Origin of the sequence: Salinicola salarius (assembly GCF_002179555.1) — a bacterium.
GTDB lineage: Bacteria > Pseudomonadota > Gammaproteobacteria > Pseudomonadales > Halomonadaceae > Salinicola > Salinicola salarius_A.
Genome location: NZ_NHOU01000010.1, coordinates 22,161 through 40,181 on the forward strand (window position 1 = coordinate 22,161; position 18,021 = coordinate 40,181).

General features: G+C 63.7%; 13 protein-coding genes. 5 read left to right on the forward strand and 8 right to left on the reverse strand.

Features of this window, described 5'->3' with window-relative positions; all coding sequences use genetic code 11:
* The first annotated feature begins 5 nt into the window (after positions 1-5).
* The 5 genes from CCD76_RS09775 to CCD76_RS09795 all read left to right on the forward strand — a co-directional run bounded on the left by CCD76_RS09775 (position 6) and on the right by CCD76_RS09795 (position 7,858).
* Positions 6-1,475, forward strand: coding sequence for an HlyD family efflux transporter periplasmic adaptor subunit (locus CCD76_RS09775; protein ID WP_087719334.1), 1,470 nt, complete (start codon positions 6-8; stop codon positions 1,473-1,475).
* An 81-nt stretch (positions 1,476-1,556) separates the two neighbouring features.
* Positions 1,557-2,459: a polysaccharide lyase gene (locus CCD76_RS09780; protein WP_143543272.1), complete on the forward strand. Its 903-nt coding sequence runs from the start codon at positions 1,557-1,559 to the stop codon at positions 2,457-2,459.
* A 28-nt stretch (positions 2,460-2,487) separates the two neighbouring features.
* Positions 2,488-3,729: an alginate lyase family protein gene (locus CCD76_RS09785; RefSeq protein ID WP_087719336.1), complete on the forward strand. Its 1,242-nt coding sequence runs from the start codon at positions 2,488-2,490 to the stop codon at positions 3,727-3,729.
* A 128-nt stretch (positions 3,730-3,857) separates the two neighbouring features.
* The gene (locus CCD76_RS09790) at positions 3,858-6,620 is read left to right on the forward strand and encodes a tetratricopeptide repeat protein (RefSeq protein ID WP_087719337.1); all 2,763 of its coding nucleotides are present in this window, start codon (positions 3,858-3,860) and stop codon (positions 6,618-6,620) included.
* Positions 6,617-7,858 (forward strand): alginate lyase family protein, encoded by a 1,242-nt coding sequence (locus tag CCD76_RS09795; RefSeq protein WP_087719338.1) that lies wholly within the window; start codon positions 6,617-6,619, stop codon positions 7,856-7,858. Before CCD76_RS09790 ends, CCD76_RS09795 begins: the two co-directional genes overlap by 4 nt.
* 145 nt (positions 7,859-8,003) lie before the next feature.
* Here the strand turns inward: CCD76_RS09795 and CCD76_RS09800 are convergent, their stop codons facing one another.
* From CCD76_RS09800 to mutL, 8 genes are all read right to left on the reverse strand, one after another.
* Positions 8,004-9,296 (reverse strand): adenylosuccinate synthase, encoded by a 1,293-nt coding sequence (locus CCD76_RS09800; protein WP_071233250.1) that lies wholly within the window; start codon positions 9,294-9,296, stop codon positions 8,004-8,006.
* A 101-nt stretch (positions 9,297-9,397) separates the two neighbouring features.
* A complete protein-coding gene (locus CCD76_RS09805; RefSeq protein ID WP_087719409.1) occupies positions 9,398-10,579 on the reverse strand; it encodes an ATP phosphoribosyltransferase regulatory subunit in 1,182 nt (393 codons plus the stop codon).
* Positions 10,580-10,841: 262 nt separating this feature from the next.
* Positions 10,842-11,807 (reverse strand): protease modulator HflC, encoded by a 966-nt coding sequence (hflC, locus tag CCD76_RS09810; protein WP_087719339.1) that lies wholly within the window; start codon positions 11,805-11,807, stop codon positions 10,842-10,844.
* Entirely contained in the window at positions 11,807-13,039 is a 1,233-nt protein-coding gene (hflK, locus tag CCD76_RS09815; RefSeq protein WP_087719340.1) for an FtsH protease activity modulator HflK, read from the reverse strand. The genes hflC and hflK overlap by 1 nt, the downstream gene beginning before the upstream one ends.
* A gap of 194 nt (positions 13,040-13,233) precedes the next feature.
* Positions 13,234-14,556, reverse strand: a complete 1,323-nt coding sequence (gene hflX, locus CCD76_RS09820; protein WP_087719341.1) for a ribosome rescue GTPase HflX — start codon at positions 14,554-14,556, stop codon at positions 13,234-13,236.
* A 14-nt stretch (positions 14,557-14,570) separates the two neighbouring features.
* The gene (gene hfq / locus CCD76_RS09825) at positions 14,571-14,822 is read right to left on the reverse strand and encodes an RNA chaperone Hfq (protein ID WP_087719342.1); all 252 of its coding nucleotides are present in this window, start codon (positions 14,820-14,822) and stop codon (positions 14,571-14,573) included.
* 128 nt (positions 14,823-14,950) lie between these two features.
* Positions 14,951-15,931 (reverse strand): tRNA (adenosine(37)-N6)-dimethylallyltransferase MiaA, encoded by a 981-nt coding sequence (miaA, locus tag CCD76_RS09830; protein WP_256961248.1) that lies wholly within the window; start codon positions 15,929-15,931, stop codon positions 14,951-14,953.
* A gap of 33 nt (positions 15,932-15,964) precedes the next feature.
* Positions 15,965-17,965, reverse strand: a complete 2,001-nt coding sequence (gene mutL, locus CCD76_RS09835) for a DNA mismatch repair endonuclease MutL (protein WP_087719344.1) — start codon at positions 17,963-17,965, stop codon at positions 15,965-15,967.
* Positions 17,966-18,021 lie beyond the last annotated feature (56 nt).

The window sequence follows — 18,021 nt, forward strand, 5'->3', positions numbered from 1 at the left end:
TCACCATGTCAGATCATGACCGCCTGTCAGGCCACGACAACGACACCCCCCGGGACCCGGACCAGTTGCGCCATGAACGCCGCGACGAGCGCCGCCATGTCCGCGTCGAAATGCCCTTCAACGTTCGTCTGGGGGATGATCGGGTCGTCAAGGGCCACGATCTCTCGATGGGAGGCTTTTCCGCCGAGACCTCGATGCATCTAGAGCTTCAACGCGAGATCCCCGTTGCGCTGATGCTGACCGCCAGCGGTGTCGAACTGGCCCTGCCCGCGATGGCACGCCCACTGCGCGAGATCGGCGACGCGCGCCAACAGCGCGTCGCGTTCGAATTCACCCAGATGGAGTCCCGCCAGCGCGATATCCTGCGCCGGGTGATTCGCGCCCAGATGAGCGGACGCCATGTCAGTCTCGATGGTCTGGTCGACCCGCAGGATGCCCAGACACCCCGCAAGCGCCGTGGCAACGTCGCGACACCGGCCACCAAGCCCAAGCGTCGCGTTCCCATGTTCCGCTATATGGCGTTGCTCGTCGCCGCGGGCGTCTTGACGGCGGCAGTTGCCGCGACGGTCTATCGCAACGTCTTTCTGATCGAGCCGAGCTTTGCCGCGGTGACGGCGCCGCGAACGGATATCCTGGCGCCCGGCGCCGGCCAGTTGAAAGATCTGGAACTCAACGCCGGCGACAAGGTCGAGCGCGACCAGCCGCTGATCCAGGTCAATAACGCCGAACTCCAGAACGATCTGCTGCTGTCCCAGGCCTCGTTCGACTACAACAAGCGCCTGATCGATAACCTCCAGGACAGCCTCGACGATGCTGGCAACCACAAGGTCAGCGTGGCGACATCCTCCAACCCCGCAGACGGCGAGCTGGGTTACGAGACTCTGTCGCCGGAAATCGCGAGGACTCGGGTGGAGCAGTTCGAAACGGCCCGCGACTACGAAAGTTCGCGTATCGATGCCTACAAGGCGCGGGTATCGGCCAACACCATCTACAGCCCGTGTGACTGTGAAGTGGCCTGGGCACTCAGCGCTGCCGGCGGCACCTACGTCAACGAAGGCGATCGTGTCATGACGCTGGTCAGCACCCACAACAACGACGTCATGGTCGAGGCGCTGGTGCATATGGAAGACATCGGCGATATCGAGAACCACCAGCAGGCCTATATCGCCCTGCCCAACGCATCGGAGCCGATTCCCGCGCGTGTGCGTAGCGTCGCGCTCGATGTCGAACGTCAGCCGCGTGCCGGCTTCCCGGACTGGGTGCGCCAGCAGCAGAACGTGGCGAGCGTGCTGCTGGTACCGGAAGAGACGTTGCCGGCCGGCGCCGTGGGTACACCGGTCGACGTCCGCTTCACCGAAGCGCCGATGCTCGACACGGCCGCCGAGTGGACCTACCAGGCGGGCCGCGCCATGTATCAGGGTGTTCAATCGCTGTGGACGAGTGCCGCCGACGGGATGAAAAGCGCCATGAACTGAGCCTTCGACTGGCCGTCGCGTGAAGCGACCGTGAAGCGCTACCGAAACCCATCGCAAACGAACCTTGCCGAGGAAATGACCATGACGCGATCCCAGCTCGACAATGCCAACCGCCGCCCATTGCGCCTTTCGGGCACGGCGGCGCTGATCGCCGGCGCGTTGACTGTCGTCTCCCTGCCCGCGCAGGCCGCCAGTGACGGTGATCTCACCCAGCCACAGGTGTCGGCCTGCTCGACACGCTACGCCCCGGTACATGCCCCGGGCATGAACATTCAGGCCAATGCGGATCCCAAGGCCTGGGTCAAGAGCGGGCTCGATGCCGAGCGACGCTGGGGTGAACAGAACCTGCAGGTGCTGAGCAACGATGAGAGCGGACTCGACGCGCCCGCCCTGCGTGTCAGCTACCCGCAAGGCAGCTCGTCGCCCAGCGATGCCGCAGAGGGCGGCGCCGGCTTCGTGATGCCGGTGCCGGCGCTGCGTCAGGCCGATCGCGCCTGCCTGCGTTACCAGGTGCGCTTCCAACCCGGCTTCGACTTCGTCAAAGGTGGCAAGTTGCCGGGCCTCTACGGCGGTGACGGCCCCACCGGCGGCGACGAGGTCACTGGCAAGAACGGTTTCTCGATGCGTTTCATGTGGCGCAAGCAGGGTCAGGGCGAGCTCTACGAATACGTCGCCAATAAAGACGCCGACTACGGCGAATCGGTCGGCCGTGGCCGATGGCACTTCACGCCGGGGCAGTGGGTCAGCGTGGAGCAGGAGATCGTGCTCAACGATCCCGACCGCGACAACGGCATCGCGCGTGTCTGGGTCGATGGGCAACCGGTTCTCGAGCAGCGAAGCATCGTCTATCGCACCACTGAAGACGTGCATATCGACGGCCTGATGTTCTCGACCTTCTTTGGCGGTCACGGCAGCGACTGGCGCACACCGCGTCACCAGGTCGTCGATTTCGCCGACTTCACCCTGATGACCCCCAGGACGTGATCCATCCTTTCGACAGGAGTCGATTTTCATGAAACGGACGTCACTCGCAGGCCGTGTGGGCCTGCGTCTCACTCTCGCGATGCTACTGGGCGTGACCGCCTCCGGGCTGGCGCTTTCGGCCCAGGCGATGAGCTACGAACAGCGCCAGAAACTGGATCTGTCGGAATATACGGTCACCGACCCCGACGCCTCCTATTTCGACGTCAAGGCCCGCATGGCCTTGCTGCAGCAGACGGACAACGATCTGCTGCAGTACAACCGTGACCAGCTCGAGCCCGGCCCCAGCTGCCAACAGGAACTGTCCAAGCCGGCACTGGACAGCGTCATCCGGATCCCCGGCTATTATCCGCAACCCCAGGCCTGGGAACTGGCTTCCGAGCCACTGTTCGATTTCGAGGACACCGTCTCCAATCTGGCTGGCGCCTACGTCGCCTCCGGGGATGACTACTACGCCGACTGCCTGGTGCGGTTTCTCGACAAATGGGCGACTCAAGACGCATTGAGCCAGTTCTATTACGACCGTCTCGAACCCCAGGGCTGGTACTCGACCGAGTCGATGATGTTTGCCGCCGCCATGGCCTACTCCATCGTGCGTCCGGTCGTGGCGGACAAGCGCCCCGACGCGATCGAGCGCATCAATCACTGGCTCAACACGCTGGCACACCAGCACTCGTCCATCCGCGGCGGAGACCCGAGCTGCTGCAACAACCACTTCTACCGTCGGGCGCTCTACGCCAGCATGATTGGCGTGCTGACGGACGACGACGAGCTTTTCCAGTTCGGCGTCAGCGCCGTCTACTCGGCACTCAGCGACATGACCCCACGCGGAGCCTTGCCCCACGAGATGGCTCGTGGACGACGCGCCAGCCACTATCAGAACTATGCCCTGCTGTACCTCGTCAACATCATGCAGGTGGCCTATCGCCAAGGCTACGATCTGTTCGACTTCGAGTACGACGGTCATACCGTCGACGATGCGGTCCAGTTTGCGCTGGACACCTTCGACGACCCGGCAGCGCTGGGGGATCTGGCGACCCACGCCCAGTACTACGGCTTCCTGGACGACGAGCAGTACCTGGCCTGGATGGAGGTCTATCTCCAGCACCGCGAGGATCCGAGAATTTCTCGTTACGTGAGCCAGAGGCGGCCCATCGACAACCGCAGTGCCGGGGGCTACGTCACCCTCTACTTCATGGATCCGACAGCCCAGCCTCGTGCGCTGCCGGAACCCGAAGAGCAGCAACTCGCCACGTTCGAGCCCGACGCCTGATTTCGAGCCCGACGCCTGATTTCGTCCCGAGGTTCGAGTTCGAGCCTTATCACGGCCTCGGGACCCGACGATCCACTGATCCAGGACCGTTCCAGGGACGGAACGGCTCCGACCCAAAGGAGATTCGCATGACGACATCCATTCGCACAGACCTGCCGACCCCGTCACGCCTGCCCACCAACCGATTCATGCCAGGCCTGGCCTCGGTCTTGATTTCAGCCATAATGCTGACCGCCTGCGCCGGCCAGGGTACACAGGACATGCAAACCGTTGCCGCCCAGGATCAGGCACTGTTTGCCCATCGCTACGTCGAGTCGATGCCTTCGACCGACTGGAACCGCATGGAATACATCCGCAATCTGCAGGCCGAGGGCCAGAGCCTGAAAGCCATCGAGCTGCTCAAACCCATGGCACGGACGCACCCCGAAGCCCGTTATGAGCTGGCACGAATCTACGATGAGGGCGCCGGCGTCCCCCGCGACCCCGAACTGGCCGTTCACTACTATCGTCAGGCCGTCCCCTATGAATTCAGTGGACTGGACAACGCCTCGCTGAAACTGGGCCGGCTCTATCTCGCCGGGGACGGCGTCAAGCGGGACCCCGCCCTGGCCTGGAATCTGTTCCAGCAGGCCATCGACCACGACGGCAACCCCAGTGCTCGCATCGAGGTCGCCGAGATGCAGCTGACAGGCGAAGGCGTGCCGCGTGATGTCGATGCCGCTCGCGAGCAGCTGGAAAAGGCAGCGGCCCAGAACGAGCCGCGCGCCCTTGAGACACTGGCCGAAAACTATGCCGCCGGCGGCGCTTTCGGCAACGACCCGAGCCGGGCACGGGCCTATGCCGAGCGTTATGCGCAGGCAATGACCTCGCGCGCCGAGAGCGGCGATGTCGATGCCATGCTCGCGCTGTCGCGACTCCACGCCGAAGATGGCCTGCTGCCGCAACCCGAGCGTCAGCAGCAGTGGTTGACCCGGGCAGCCGAAAGCGGCGACCCGCAAGCGCTGGCCGCCGCCGGCCATCTGCTGCTCGACCGGCAGGATCCCTCCGAAGGTCTGAGCATGCTCGAACGCGCAGCGCAAACCGGCAACGTGGATGCCGCCTACTGGCTGGGTCAGGCCTATCTGGGCGAAGGCCAGGTCGAAGCCGATCCGGCGCTCGCCGAAAAGTGGCTGACCAAAGCCTCGGAGCAGGGCCAGCTCGACGCCACGCGCAGCCTGGGGCAAGCCCATTTCGACGGCGTGGTGTTATCCGAAGATCCCCAGCGAGGCATTCAACTGCTGGAGCAAGCCGCACAGCACAACGATGCCTACGCCCTCGCCCTGCTGGGCAACATCTATCTCGATAGCGACAAGGTCCAGGCACAGCCGCAGCGTGGCGTCGAATATCTCAAGCGCGCCAATCGGCTCGGCCACCCTTACGCCACCGCTCGCCTGGGCGAGGCTTATCTCAAGGGAGAAGGCATGCCCGCCGATCCGGTTCAGGGCGTTGCGTTGCTCACGGATGCGGCCAACCAGAAACAGAGCGGCGCCGCGCGTACCCTGGGTATCGCCTATATGGATGGCACCGGCCTGCAGCGCGATCCGGCCAAGGCGCAACGGTGGCTGAGCCTGGCCGTCGAACAGGATCCCACCGACACCACGTCGAAGACACGGCTCGGCCAGGGTTACCTGGAGGGCAAGCTTCCCGGCGCCAGCCACCAGGGCGTGAAACTGCTCGAAGAAGCCGCTGACCAAGGTGACGCCTACGCCATGGTGGTGCTCGGTCGCGCCTATCGCGAGGGGGTCGGCGTATCGCCGAACCTGAACCGCTCGGAACTGTGGCTCCAGCGGGCTGAGCGTGCGGGTCACCCATCGGCACGACAGGCGCTGGCTCGTACCTACCGCGCCAGCGGCGAGCAAGGCAATATCGACGACCTGATCCGCGCGGCCAATATGGGCGAAGTGCCGGCCATGGCGGATCTGGGCCGGGCCTATCTGCGCGGCCAGGGCGTCAGCGCCAGTTACGCCAGCGCACGCAAATGGCTGTCGAAAGCCGCCGATGCGGGTCACCCCGGCGCGACGGCCTCGCTCGGTCAGATGTATGCCGAAGGATTGGGGGTCGGCGTCAACAAGAGACGCGCCGCAGGCTATTTCGAACGAGCGATCGCCGCCGGCCATGTCGGAGCCCAGGCCGATCTCGGTCAAATGCTGCTGACCGGCGACGGCATCCCCGCCGACCCGCAACGTGGCGTCAGATTGCTGACCCGCGCGGCCAACGCCGGGCATGGTTCCGCGGGCGTAACGCTCGGCGAAGCCTATCTCAACGGCACCGGCGTCGCCGCTGACCCGGAGCGTGGCGTACGCTATCTCTCCCAGGCAGCGGAACGCGGTGACGACAACGCCCAGCGCGTACTGGGGCTGGCCTACCTCGAAGGCAACGGCGTCGACGCGGACGCCGACGAAGCCGTGAGCTGGCTTTCCCGTTCGGCGAGCAATGGCAATGCCTCCGCGCAAGCGGCGCTGGGCTCGGCCTATCTCGAAGGCCAGGGTGGCGTCACCCAGGACATCGACAAGGGCAAGCAACTGCTGACCGCCGCCGCCGAGACTGGCCACGCCGGCGCCGAGGCCGCACTCGGACGCGCCTATCTCAGCGGAGAAGTTCTGCCGCGGGACCCCCACAAGGGCGCGGAACTGCTGGTCGATGCCGCCCGCCAGGGGCACCGCTCCGCTCGCATCTCGCTGGCTCAGGCCTTTCTGCAAACGCGTGGCGTCGAGTTCGTCAATCAGCAACAGGCGATGATCTGGCTCGACGGTGTCATGGAAGGCGACAGCGAAACCGCGATCGATACCCTCCAGGACCTGCTGGAGAATCCCGAGGCGGCTACCGCTGCCGGGGATGCATCCTCCACATGATTCGATATCGCCAAAGACAAGCGCTGGCACTGGTACTCGCCGCGCTGGCGCTCCCGACCCTGGCGCCGGTGGCAACAGCTGGAACCACGATCCCCGAGGCCGCGACGGACATCGCGGCTTCGGCCGTGATCGACCGGGCCGAGAGCGAACGCCGGAAACCGCTCTACAGCGTGGTGAACAAAACCCGGCTCCCGGCCAGCGAAGACGCCCACGACTACTTCAGCTTTGCACCCTACTGGTGGCCGGACCCGGACAGTGATGACGGCCTGCCCTACGTGCGGCGTGATGGTGAATACAATGAAGCGACGCTCGGCGATGCAACCGACAAGCAGCGCCTGATCGATTTCATCGACACCGTCAACGTGCTCTCCTGGAGTTACCGCCTCACCGGTGACGAGCGCCATGCCCAACGCGCCGTCGCGCAACTGCGCCACTGGTTCGTCACGCCCGAGACGCGGATGGCCCCCAACCTGCGCTACGCCCAGGCCATACCGGGACGGGTCGAAGGGCGCGGCATCGGCATCATCGAAAGTCGGCTGCTGATCGGCCTATCCGAATCGATCCGGCAACTGGCGCCCTCCCCCGCGCTGACCGACGAAACGCTCGGCCCGCTGAAGCAGTGGTACGGCGACTATCTGGACTGGATGCTGACGAGCGAGAACGGCCGGAAGGAGCATTCCAAGCGCAACAATCACGGCACCTGGTATGACGCGCAGGTCGCGGCCTTTGCCCGCTTCGTCGGTCGCCCGGCGCTGGCCAAGCGCCAGTTGCATGAAGCGCTTGACCGATTGGAAGCGCAGTTCGAACCCGACGGGCGCCAACCGCTGGAGCTGGAGCGCACCCGCCCATGGCACTATGCCAATTTCAATCTGGCAGCCTGGTCAGTACTGCTTCGCGAAGCTTCGGCGCTAGGGCTGACCTGGCCCGAGGAGGAAGCGGACCGGGCGCGTCTGGCCGCCGCCTACCGCTGGGTCGCCGATCATGCGGCTAATCCCGATGACTGGTCGTATCAGGAACTTCACGGTTTCGATTCCGCCATTGCGCTCCCCAACCTGGTGATGGCAGCGCGTCATCATCTGCTGCGAGACGACAGCTTGTTGCAAGACAATAGCCTGCTGCAAGACAAGGGCCGTATCGGACCGCTCTTCCAGCGCTGGGTACAGGACCCTGATCGTGACTCGGCCATGGCGGCAACGGCGTTGCTATCCTTGGCGAAGGCGCCCACTGCCCTCCCTTGAACGAAGATGGCCCGCTGCCAGGGCAGCGGGCCATCTTCTGTCATCTATCGACTTCTCTATCGATAGACTGCTTTATCGATCGATTGCTTCACCGTCCGATTGCTTCACCGTCCGATTGCTTCGCCGAGTGACTCGGCGCGAGCGATCAATCAAACGGATTGCGCAGCACGATCGTCTCGTTACGGTCGGGGCCGGTAGAGATGATATCGATCGGCGTACCGACTTCTTCTTCCAGGAAGGCGATATACGCGCGCGCGTTCGCCGGCAGATCCTCGACGCTACGCACCCCGATGGTGGATTCGTTCCAGCCCGGCAGATCGTGATAGAGCGGCTCGATCACTTCGTACCCTTCGGAATCGACCGGATTGTCGATGGTTTCGCCATCCTTGCTGCGATAGCCGACGCAGACGCGGATGTTCTCGAGCCCGTCGAGCACATCGAGCTTGGTCAGGCAGATGCCGGAGACCGAGTTGATCTGCACCGCGTGACGCAGCGCCACGGCGTCGAACCAGCCACAGCGGCGCGCACGACCGGTGGTTGCCCCGAACTCATGCCCTTTCTCGGCCAGGTGCCGGCCGAATTCGTCGAACAGCTCGGTGGGAAACGGGCCGGAGCCGACGCGCGTGGTGTAGGCCTTGGTGATGCCCAGCACGTAGTCGAGGTAAAGCGGGCCGACCCCGGAGCCGGTCGCCGTGCCGCCAGCGGTCGTGTTGGAGCTGGTGACGTAGGGATAGGTGCCGTGGTCGATATCCAGCAACGAGCCCTGAGCGCCCTCGAACAGGATGTTTTCGCCGGACTTGCGGATATCGTGGACCAGGGAGACCGTGTCGCAGACCATGGGGCGCAGTTCTTCGGCAAAGCCCATCGCCTGATCCAGCACTTCCTGGAAATCGACGGCCGGTTCACCGTGATAACGGGTCAACACGAAGTTGTGGTAATCGAGCACCTCGCCCAGCTTGGAGGCGAAACGCTCGCGATGCAGGATGTCGCCCAGGCGCAGGCCGCGACGTGCGACCTTGTCTTCGTAGGCCGGTCCGATACCGCGTCCGGTCGTACCGATCTTGGCAATGCCGCGAGCCTTTTCACGCGCCTGGTCGAGGCGCACATGGTAAGGCAGGATCAGCGGACAGGCCGGCGACAGACGCAGGCGCTCGCGCACCGGCACGCCCTTGGCCTCCAGCTCCTTGATCTCCTCCATCAACGCTTCCGGCGACAGCACGACACCATTGCCGATCACGCAGATCTTGTCGTCGCGCAACACGCCGGAAGGAATCAGATGCAGAACCGTCTTCTGGCCGTCGATCACCAGCGTATGGCCGGCATTGTGCCCGCCCTGGAATCGCACCACGGCACTGGCGGACTCGGTCAACAGGTCGACGACCTTGCCCTTGCCCTCATCGCCCCACTGAGTACCCAATACGACTACGTTCTTGCCCATTGCTCTCGTCTCTTGATCAACCCGTCGCGATCCGGTCGTTCGTCGCGATCCATTTGCTGTATCCACGCTGGCGTCTGTGAACAGGTTCTGACAGCGTTGGCTCAATTCAGCGGCTCGATACGCCACTCGCCATCCTGAAGCACCAGATGACGATTGCAGCGGTGTGACTCGGGACCGGTCCGCTGGTCGGGCAGCGCCTGGATCACGCGCTCCCCCTGGGCCCGTAGCCGATTGATGGTCTCATTGAGCGCGGCGTCCGTCTGGTTCGGTGCCCAGATGCCATTGGTTGGCGGCTCTCGTTCGGCCAAGGTCGCCAGCTGCTTGAGATCCATGGAAAATCCGGTGGCCGGGCGAGCACGGCCAAAGGCCTGGCCGGTATCGTCGTAACGGCCGCCCTTGCTCAACGCCTGGCCGTATCCCGGCACGTAGGCGGCGAACACCATCCCGGTGTGGTACTGGTAACCGCGCAGCTCGGCGAGGTCGAAGTAGAACGATACCTCGGGATGCTCGGCAACGACGCCGCGATGCAGCCGCATCAACTGATCGAGCGCGTCCAGAACGGCTCCCGGCGCCTCGGCCAATACCTGCTGGGCATGCTCCAGAATCTCCGCCCCGCCATGCAGCCGCGGGAGTTCGCTGAGCATCCGCGCGAGTTTGGAGTCCCCGACATTGGCGGCCACCAGTTCGTCGATGACAATGTAAGCCTTGCGTTCGATGGCATCGAACAGCGCTCGTTCGACGTCATCGCTCCAGTCGACGGCACGTACCAGCTCGCGGTAGATCGCAGTATGGCTCAGCGCCAGGTGGATCTCCTTGGCGCCCGCCGCCTCGAGGCTGGAAAGCGCCAGCCTCAACACTTCGATATCGGCATCCAGCCCAGCGTGGCCGAAGAGCTCGACGCCAACCTGCATGGGGCTGCGGCCGCCCTGATGCTTGTCGGCCTTGGCCCGCAGCACCGTCGTGCAATAGCACAGACGCACGGGACCCTGACGCTTCAGCGAATGGGCATCCATGCGCGCGACCTGAGGCGTCACATCGGCGCTGGCGCCCATCATTCGTCCGGTCAACTGATCGGTCAGCTTGAACGTCTGCAGATCCAGATCGGTGCCGGTACCGGTCAGCAGCGAATCGAGAAATTCGACCGGCGGCGGCATGACCAGGTCGTAGCCCCAGCGGTCGTACAGGTCGAGCAGCGTCCGACGCAACTCCTCCATCCGGGTTGCCTGCGGCGGCAATACTTCATCCATGCCGTCGGGTAGCAACCAGCGGTCAGCGATCGTCATGAGCTTTTCCTGCCCAGCGGTAATTCGGTAAAGATCGGAGGCAAAGACCAGCTTCGCCATCCCGTGATAGTTGCAGCCGGAGCGCTGCGAGGCGGGTGCATTGCGCAAAGACTTGATCGTATGAAGACGTGATTGCGCAAAAACAGGCCGCACAAAAAAGCCGGGCTAAACCCGGCTAGGCAATAGTACCACGAAACGCCCGCGGGGAAATCCCGCGGGCGTTCGATTTCCTAGATGGCGGTGTCATTCATCCGCTCGACCCTCATGGCGCCGGAGCCTCGGCAGGCGTCGCGTCCTTCAGGTAGCGGAAGAAGTCGCTGTCGTTCGGGCTCAACACCAGCAGATCCTTCCCTTCGCCGTTGAAGCTGTCGCGATAGGCCTGCAGCGTACGATAGAACGAGAAGAAGTCCGGTGCCTGCTGATAAGCGCTGGCATAGATCTGCGCTGCCTGGGCATCACCCTCACCGCGCGTGGTCTCCGCTTCCTGGCGACCGTTGGCGAGGATTTCCTGGCGCTGACGATCGGCGTCGGCACGAATCGCCTCGGCCTGCTGGGAACCTTCCGCACGATAGGTCCTCGCCGCCTGCTCCCGCTCCGAATTCATGCGCTCGTAAACTGCCTGAGTCACCTCGGGGGGCAGCTCGATCCGTTTGACGCGAATATCGAGGATATGGACACCCAACTCGTCGCGCATCGCCTGGTCGAGCTGCTGTACCGGCTCGACCATCAGCTCTTCCCGAGCCCCTTCGACGGTATCGGCACCCTTGTCCTCGCCGACCAGTTCCTGATTGTCGCTCTCTGCCGCGATTCGTTCCTGGATGATCGAGGACATCTCGGTCTGGCCGAACTTGTTACGCAATGCTTCGTCGGTTCGCGGCGCGATCAGGTTCTCGGCGACCTGGATGTTGCCACGCGTGGCCTCGTAGAACTGCCGAGGATCGGCGATCTTCCACTTCACGAACGAGTCGACGATCACCGCCTTGGAGTCCGCCGTCAGGTAGCGCGTCGCGCTGGAATCGACCGTCTGCACACGCACGTCGAAGATTCGCACCGTGTTGAATACCGGCAGCTTGAAGTGCAGGCCGGGGCCGATGTCGTTTTCGATCACCTCACCGAAACGCAGCTTGATGGCCCGCTCGGTTTCGTTGACGACGTAGAAGCTGGCGCTGGCAAACCAGGCCAGCAATGCCAGGATGATGACGCCAATCAGGGCGCGATTATTAAACATTAGCGACCCTCCCGCAGGCTGGAACTACGTGTCGGCTGCTGCGAGCCACTGTTCATCTGATCGATCACCTGCCGTGAAATCTGTTCAAGCTGTTGCATGCTCATCGACGAGTCGCTTTGGCTGCTGTTGCCACCGGCCTGCATCTGATTGAGCGGCAGTACGGTCACCGCATTGCTGTCTCCCAGGTCGACGAGCGCCTTGGGCGTCTTGGCAAGTACCTGGCTCATGGTTTCCAGATAGAGACGCTGACGCGTCACATCCGGCGCCTGCCGATATTCGCTCAGCAGGGAATTGAAGCGATTGGTCTGACCGATGGCATCGGATACCGAAGCGGCCTTGTAGCCATTGGCTTCCTCGATGAGACGCTGCTGCTGACCCTTGGCCTCGAGAACGACGGCCTGGCTATAGGCATTGGCCTGGTTGATCGAGCGCTGACGCTCCTCCCGGGCACGGATGACGTCGTCGAAGGCGTCCTGGACCTGATCCGGCGGCGCGGTCGATTCGACGTTGACCGTCTGCAGACGCAGGCCGGTACCGTAAGCATCCATGTAGGCCGTCAACCGCTCGAAGACCCGCTGCCCCAGTCGGTCACGACCGGTGGTCAGAATTTCCTGCAGATGCATGTTGCCCACTTCCTGGCGCAAGGCCGAGTCCATGGCGTTCTGCAGCGTCATCTCAGGCTCGTTGACGTTGACCAGAAATGCATGCGAATCGCTCACCACATACTGCGCCGAGACGCTGACGCGAACGATGTTCTCGTCACTGGTCAGCATCGAATCCGTCTGCGTCGCAGAGCGGATGCTGGTCACGTTGACGTTATCCACGCGATCGATGATCGGCGGATTCCAGTGCAGACCGGGATTCAAGGTTTCGGTGTACTTGCCGAGCCGGAACACCACACCGCGCTCGGACTGATCGATCAGATGGAAACCGGATCCGGCCCAGATCACGGCCGCCACGATCAGCACCAGGATCGGCAGCAAAAACGGGTTGCGCTTGCCACCGCCACCATTGCTGCCGCCGGAACCATCGCCGCCAGGACCGGAACGCTTGCCGCGACCGCCCAGCAGACGATTGATCTTGTCCTGAAACTTTTTCAGCGCTTCATCGAGATCCGGTGGCCCCTGATTGCCACCGCCGTTGTTGCCACCATTACCACTCGGGCGTCGGCCCCCTTCGCCGCCCCAGGGGTCCTGCTGGTTGTTGCCACCACCAGGCTCATTCCAAGCCATACCTAGTCTCCAATGATGCAGTCAAAGCGTTGCGTCAAGCCAAAGCATTACGCATGGCATCGGGAGCATGAGCCGCCGTGGCGTTGCACTGACGTGCAAAGGGCTGGTTCGGACTGATGTCGAATCCCTTGTCACCCTGCATCGCTCGGATCTGCTCGCCAGACCACGAAGCTCCCTGCGTAGTTTTCCTCACCTCAAACCCGTTCCCAATCGGCAACCGGCGTTTTTTCCGAGGTGGGCAAGTAATCGTCGGCGCGTTCGCCCAAGCGAGCCATCATCTGCATAAACTCTCGCCGGGGCAAGCGAATCTCCAGATTCGAGCGACCGTGCTCGTCGAACGTTTCGTTTTGCACGGCCTGCAACTCGTGCAGCGCCGCTCGTAGTCGACCCTGCTCGGGCGTCAGCGTCAAGCGGATATCGAGGATATCCTCGGCCAGCCATTCCCCGAGCGCTTCGCGCAGCAGTTCCAGGCCTTCGCCGTCACGCGCCGACAGCCACACGACCTGCGGGAAGCCCTGTTCGTCACGTTCGATCCGCGGCGATGTTCCCAGCAGGTCGATCTTGTTCATCACCAACAGCCGTGGCACGTCGTCAGCATCGATCTCGGCCAGCACGCTATCGACCTGAGCCACGTTGAGTTCGCGGTCCGGGTCGGCAGCGTCGATCACATGGACGATCAAGCTGGCCTCGGTCGCTTCCTGCAGCGTGGCCCGGAAGGCCTCGACCAGCTTGTGCGGCAGATGCCGGATGAAGCCGACCGTATCCGCCAGCACGACCTCGCCGACATCCGGCACGTCGAGGCGACGCAGTGTCGGATCGAGCGTGGCGAAGAGCTGATCGGCGGCGTACACCTCGGACGAGGTGATCGCATTGAACAGCGTCGATTTGCCGGCGTTGGTGTAACCCACCAGCGAAACGCTGGGGATTTCCGCCCGCGCTCTGGCGCGCCGATTCTGGTCGCGCTGCTTGCGGACCTTCTCGAGACGCTTGTGAATCGACTTGATGCGCTCACGCAGCAGGCGTCGGTCGGTCTCGAGCTGGGTCTCCCCCGGGCCACGCAGACCGATACCGCCTTTCTGGCGCTCGAGGTGGGTCCAGCCCCGCACCAGCCGGGTGGACATGTACTCGAGCTGAGCCAGTTCGACCTGGAGCTTGCCTTCGTGAGTCCGCGCGCGTTGCGCGAAGATATCGAGAATCAGCCCCGTCCGATCGAGCACACGACACTTGAGCGCACGCTCGAGGTTGCGTTCCTGGGACGGAGACAGGGCATGGTTGAAAATGACGAGTTCGGCACCGTGGGTCTCGAGTGCGGCCTTGACCTCCTCGAGCTTGCCACTGCCGATGAAAGAACGAGGGTCGGGGCGGCGCCGACTACCCTGAATCAGGGTAACCGACTCCGCCCCGGCAGAGCGCACCAGCTCCAGGAGTTCACCCGGATCTTCGCGCTCATGCTCGTCCTGAAAGTCCACATGGACCAGAATCGCCGTTTCGCCGGCGTCGGGACGTTCGAAAAACAATCACTACCTCTCGATTAGTTATCGAGTCCGGGTGCAGCGGTAGGATCCTGCGGCGGCAACCGGACGTTACGGGACGGCACAACCGTCGAAATGGCATGCTTGTAGACCATCTGACTGACGGTGTTGCGCAACAGGATGACGAACTGATCGAACGACTCGATCTGTCCCTGCAACTTGATGCCGTTGACCAGAAAAATGGAAACCGGGATGCGCTCCTTGCGCAGAATGTTCAGGTACGGATCCTGAAGGGACTGTCCTTTGGACATGTTGCTCTCCCTAATACTGTTATGAGTAGTGCTGTTTTAGTTGGGCGGCGATTCGTTCTGACTCGGCATCACACCGGCGGCATCGCAACGCCGCGAGTATAGGTCTGGACGAAGCCCGCCATTTTACGCTAACTGCCGTGGTCACGCACGATTTTCGCAATCCGCTCGCCCACATCCGGCGCGCAGCTATCCACCCAATGAAGATCGGGCCAGCGCCGCAACCAGGTCAACTGCCGCTTGGCCAGCTGGCGCGTAGCGGCAATACCCCGTTCGCGCAGTCCGTCGTGATCGCAGGCGCCATCGAGGTACTCCCATGCCTGCCGATAACCGACACTCTTCATCGACGGCAGATCCGCATGAAGGTCGCCGCGCTGTTTCAATGTAGCCACTTCTGACACGAATCCTCCAGCAAGCATGGCATCGAAGCGCTGGGCGATACGTGCATGCAGGACATGACGCTCGGCAGGCGCGAGAGCTATGGACAACAGTCGCCACGGAAAGTTTTCACGCTGCTGGCGCTGCCAGTGCTCGGAGAGCGGTACACCGCTCAGCCGGTAGACTTCCAGCGCACGAATCAGGCGCTGACGATTGCGTGGATGGATGGCAGCGGCGGCCTGCGGATCGGCCTCGGCGAGCTCGGCGTGCAGCGCCTCGAAGCCCTCGCGCTCGCCGCGCAGACGGAGCTGTTCCCGCATGGCCGGATCGGCGCCGGGCATGGTCGCGACGCCTTCGACCAGGCGCTTGGCGTACATCATCGTGCCACCCACCAGCAGCGGCGTTTTGCCGCAGGCCGTGATCGCCTTCATTTCACGCAGCGCATCGAGACGAAAGTCCGCAGCGGTATAGACCTCGGCCGGGTCACGAATGTCGATCAGACGGTGCGGCGCCGCTGCCAGCTCCTCCGGTGACGGCTTTGCCGTGCCGATGTCCATGCCGCGATAGACCATCGCGGAGTCGACACTGATCAGTTCCGCACCGAAGCGCCGATGCAGCGCGATCGCGCTGTCGGTCTTGCCAGCGGCCGTCGGGCCGAGCAGCAGTATCGCCAGCGGGCGGCCATCTCGCTTAGAGCCATCGTGTTCCCGCTGGCCGAGAGGTTCGTCGCGCACGCGATCATCGCTTTCGTTCACTGGCATCCTCGTTCACTGACCGCGAAGGAACAGCTTGTCGAGCTGCGCCATCGACATTTCGGTCCAGGTGGGGCGCCCGTGATTGCACTGCCCGCTACGCTCGGTACGCTCCATGTCGCGTAGCAGCGCATTCATCTCGGGTAGCGTCAGTAGTCGATTGGCACGCACGCTACCGTGGCAGGCCATGGTGCTGAGCAGCTCGTTGATCCGGGTCTCGAGACGATCGGAACGCCCGAAGCGCTCGAGGTCCCCGAGCATGTCCCGTATCAGAGGCTCGATATCCGCATCCGCCAGCAGTGCCGGTACCTGACGGATCAACAGCGTCTCGGGGCCGGCGGCGTCGAGCACCACACCCAGCCGGGCAAAGGCTTCCCGCTCCTGATCGGCGACTTCGGCCTCGCCGGCACTGACCGCCATGGAGACCGGCACCAGCAGCGGCTGTGCATCGAGCGCGCCGGCATGAATCTGCTGCTTCATGCGTTCGTAGACGATGCGCTCGTGGGCGGCATGCATGTCGACGATGACCATCCCGCGTTCAGTCTGGGCCAGAATGTAGACGCCATGCAGCTGCGCCACGGCATAGCCCAACGGCGGCGCCTGGGTATCGTCCGGGGCTTTTATATCAGCGGCTAGCGTCGTCAGCGATGCCGCCGGGCGCTCCCGAAGCGCCACATCGGCCGCCTCGCCCCCCGGGGCGCCAGCGCGACCATCACGCGGCGTCAGGAGTGACGACTCGTGCTCCGGATGCAGCGCGTGGTAGCCGGCCATGAATTCGCGAATGCGCTGGGCGCCCGGCCGACCCTGTTCCGGCTGGCCTCCGCCGGCCGCATGCTGCCCGGCCAGCGGCATGCGCTGTTGCTGCCAGCTGGGCGAATCGTAGGCCGCCGCGGGATAGGCTTGCCCCTCGGACGGTTGCCGAGCTGGCGCGCCGATCTCGTCGCCGGCCGCTTCACCCGCCGGCTCCGCGCCCTTCCCTTCCGTCGTCGCCCCGTTGGGCTTCACCGATGCCAGCGCGCGATGCAGGCTCGAGAACAGGAAATCATGAACCAGGCGGCCGTCGCGAAAGCGCACTTCATGCTTGGTCGGATGCACATTGACGTCCACCACCCGCGGATCGAGCTCGAGATAGAGCACGAACACCGGATGCCGGCCATGGAACATCACGTCGCGATAGGCCTGGCGAATGGCGTGGGCGACCAGGCGATCCCTGACGATGCGGCCATTGACGAAGAAGTACTGCTGATCGGCCTGCGCACGGGAGTAGGTCGGCTCGCCGACCCAGCCCCACAGCCGGAGCCCCGTGGCCTCCAGGTCGACGTGCAGGGCCTCGTTCAGGAAGCGCTTGCCCAGCATTGCACCGATACGCCGCTCCCGACCGGCCTGATCCGCAGCCACGCCAGGCAGCTGATGGACGACCTTCTGGTTGTGACGCAGCAGCCAGGTAATATCGAAACGGGACAACGCCAGACGCCGAAAGGTCTCCTCGACGTGACCGAATTCGGTCTTCTCGGTGCGCAGGAACTTGCGCCGCGCCGGCGTGTTGAAGAACAGATCGCGGACCAGCACCGAAGTGCCACGAGGATGCGGCGCAGGCGTGACCCGCGGCTCCATCTGGCGCCCTTCGGCGACCACTCGCCAGCCGCCGGCGGGATCTTCGTTGGCGTTGGAGATCAGCTCGAGGCGCGACACCGAGCTGATCGACGCCAGCGCTTCGCCTCGGAAGCCCAGGCTGGAGACGTCCTCGAGATCGTCGAGCGAGGCAATCTTGCTGGTGGCGTGCCGGGATAGCGCCAACGGCAAATCGCCCTCGCCGATGCCGACGCCATCGTCACGCACGCGAATCAATCGCGAACCGCCCGCCTCGAGCTCGACCTCGATACGCTGGCTGCCGGCGTCGATGGCATTCTCGACGATCTCCTTGACCACCGAGGCTGGCCGCTCGACCACCTCCCCGGCAGCAATCTGGTTGGCCAGACGGGGATCGAGAATGCGAATGCGTGATGATTCATTCATCGCAACGTCTCCTCACCGTCCAACGCAGTCGTCCGAAACTCATTCGCTCTGTCTGA

What these genes read in the sequence shown, in the direction of transcription:
- CCD76_RS09775 (WP_087719334.1), top strand. Translation starts at nt 6, where the DNA reads ATGTCAGATCATGACCGCCTGTCAGGCCACGACAACGACACCCCCCGG.
- CCD76_RS09780 (WP_143543272.1), top strand. Translation starts at nt 1,557, where the DNA reads ATGACGCGATCCCAGCTCGACAATGCCAACCGCCGCCCATTGCGCCTT.
- CCD76_RS09785 (WP_087719336.1), top strand. Translation starts at nt 2,488, where the DNA reads ATGAAACGGACGTCACTCGCAGGCCGTGTGGGCCTGCGTCTCACTCTC.
- CCD76_RS09790 (WP_087719337.1), top strand. Translation starts at nt 3,858, where the DNA reads ATGACGACATCCATTCGCACAGACCTGCCGACCCCGTCACGCCTGCCC.
- CCD76_RS09795 (WP_087719338.1), top strand. Translation starts at nt 6,617, where the DNA reads ATGATTCGATATCGCCAAAGACAAGCGCTGGCACTGGTACTCGCCGCG.
- CCD76_RS09800 (WP_071233250.1), bottom strand. Translation starts at nt 9,296, where the DNA reads ATGGGCAAGAACGTAGTCGTATTGGGTACTCAGTGGGGCGATGAGGGC.
- CCD76_RS09805 (WP_087719409.1), bottom strand. Translation starts at nt 10,579, where the DNA reads ATGACGATCGCTGACCGCTGGTTGCTACCCGACGGCATGGATGAAGTA.
- hflC (WP_087719339.1), bottom strand. Translation starts at nt 11,807, where the DNA reads ATGTTTAATAATCGCGCCCTGATTGGCGTCATCATCCTGGCATTGCTG.
- hflK (WP_087719340.1), bottom strand. Translation starts at nt 13,039, where the DNA reads ATGGCTTGGAATGAGCCTGGTGGTGGCAACAACCAGCAGGACCCCTGG.
- hfq (WP_087719342.1), bottom strand. Translation starts at nt 14,822, where the DNA reads ATGTCCAAAGGACAGTCCCTTCAGGATCCGTACCTGAACATTCTGCGC.
- mutL (WP_087719344.1), bottom strand. Translation starts at nt 17,965, where the DNA reads ATGAATGAATCATCACGCATTCGCATTCTCGATCCCCGTCTGGCCAAC.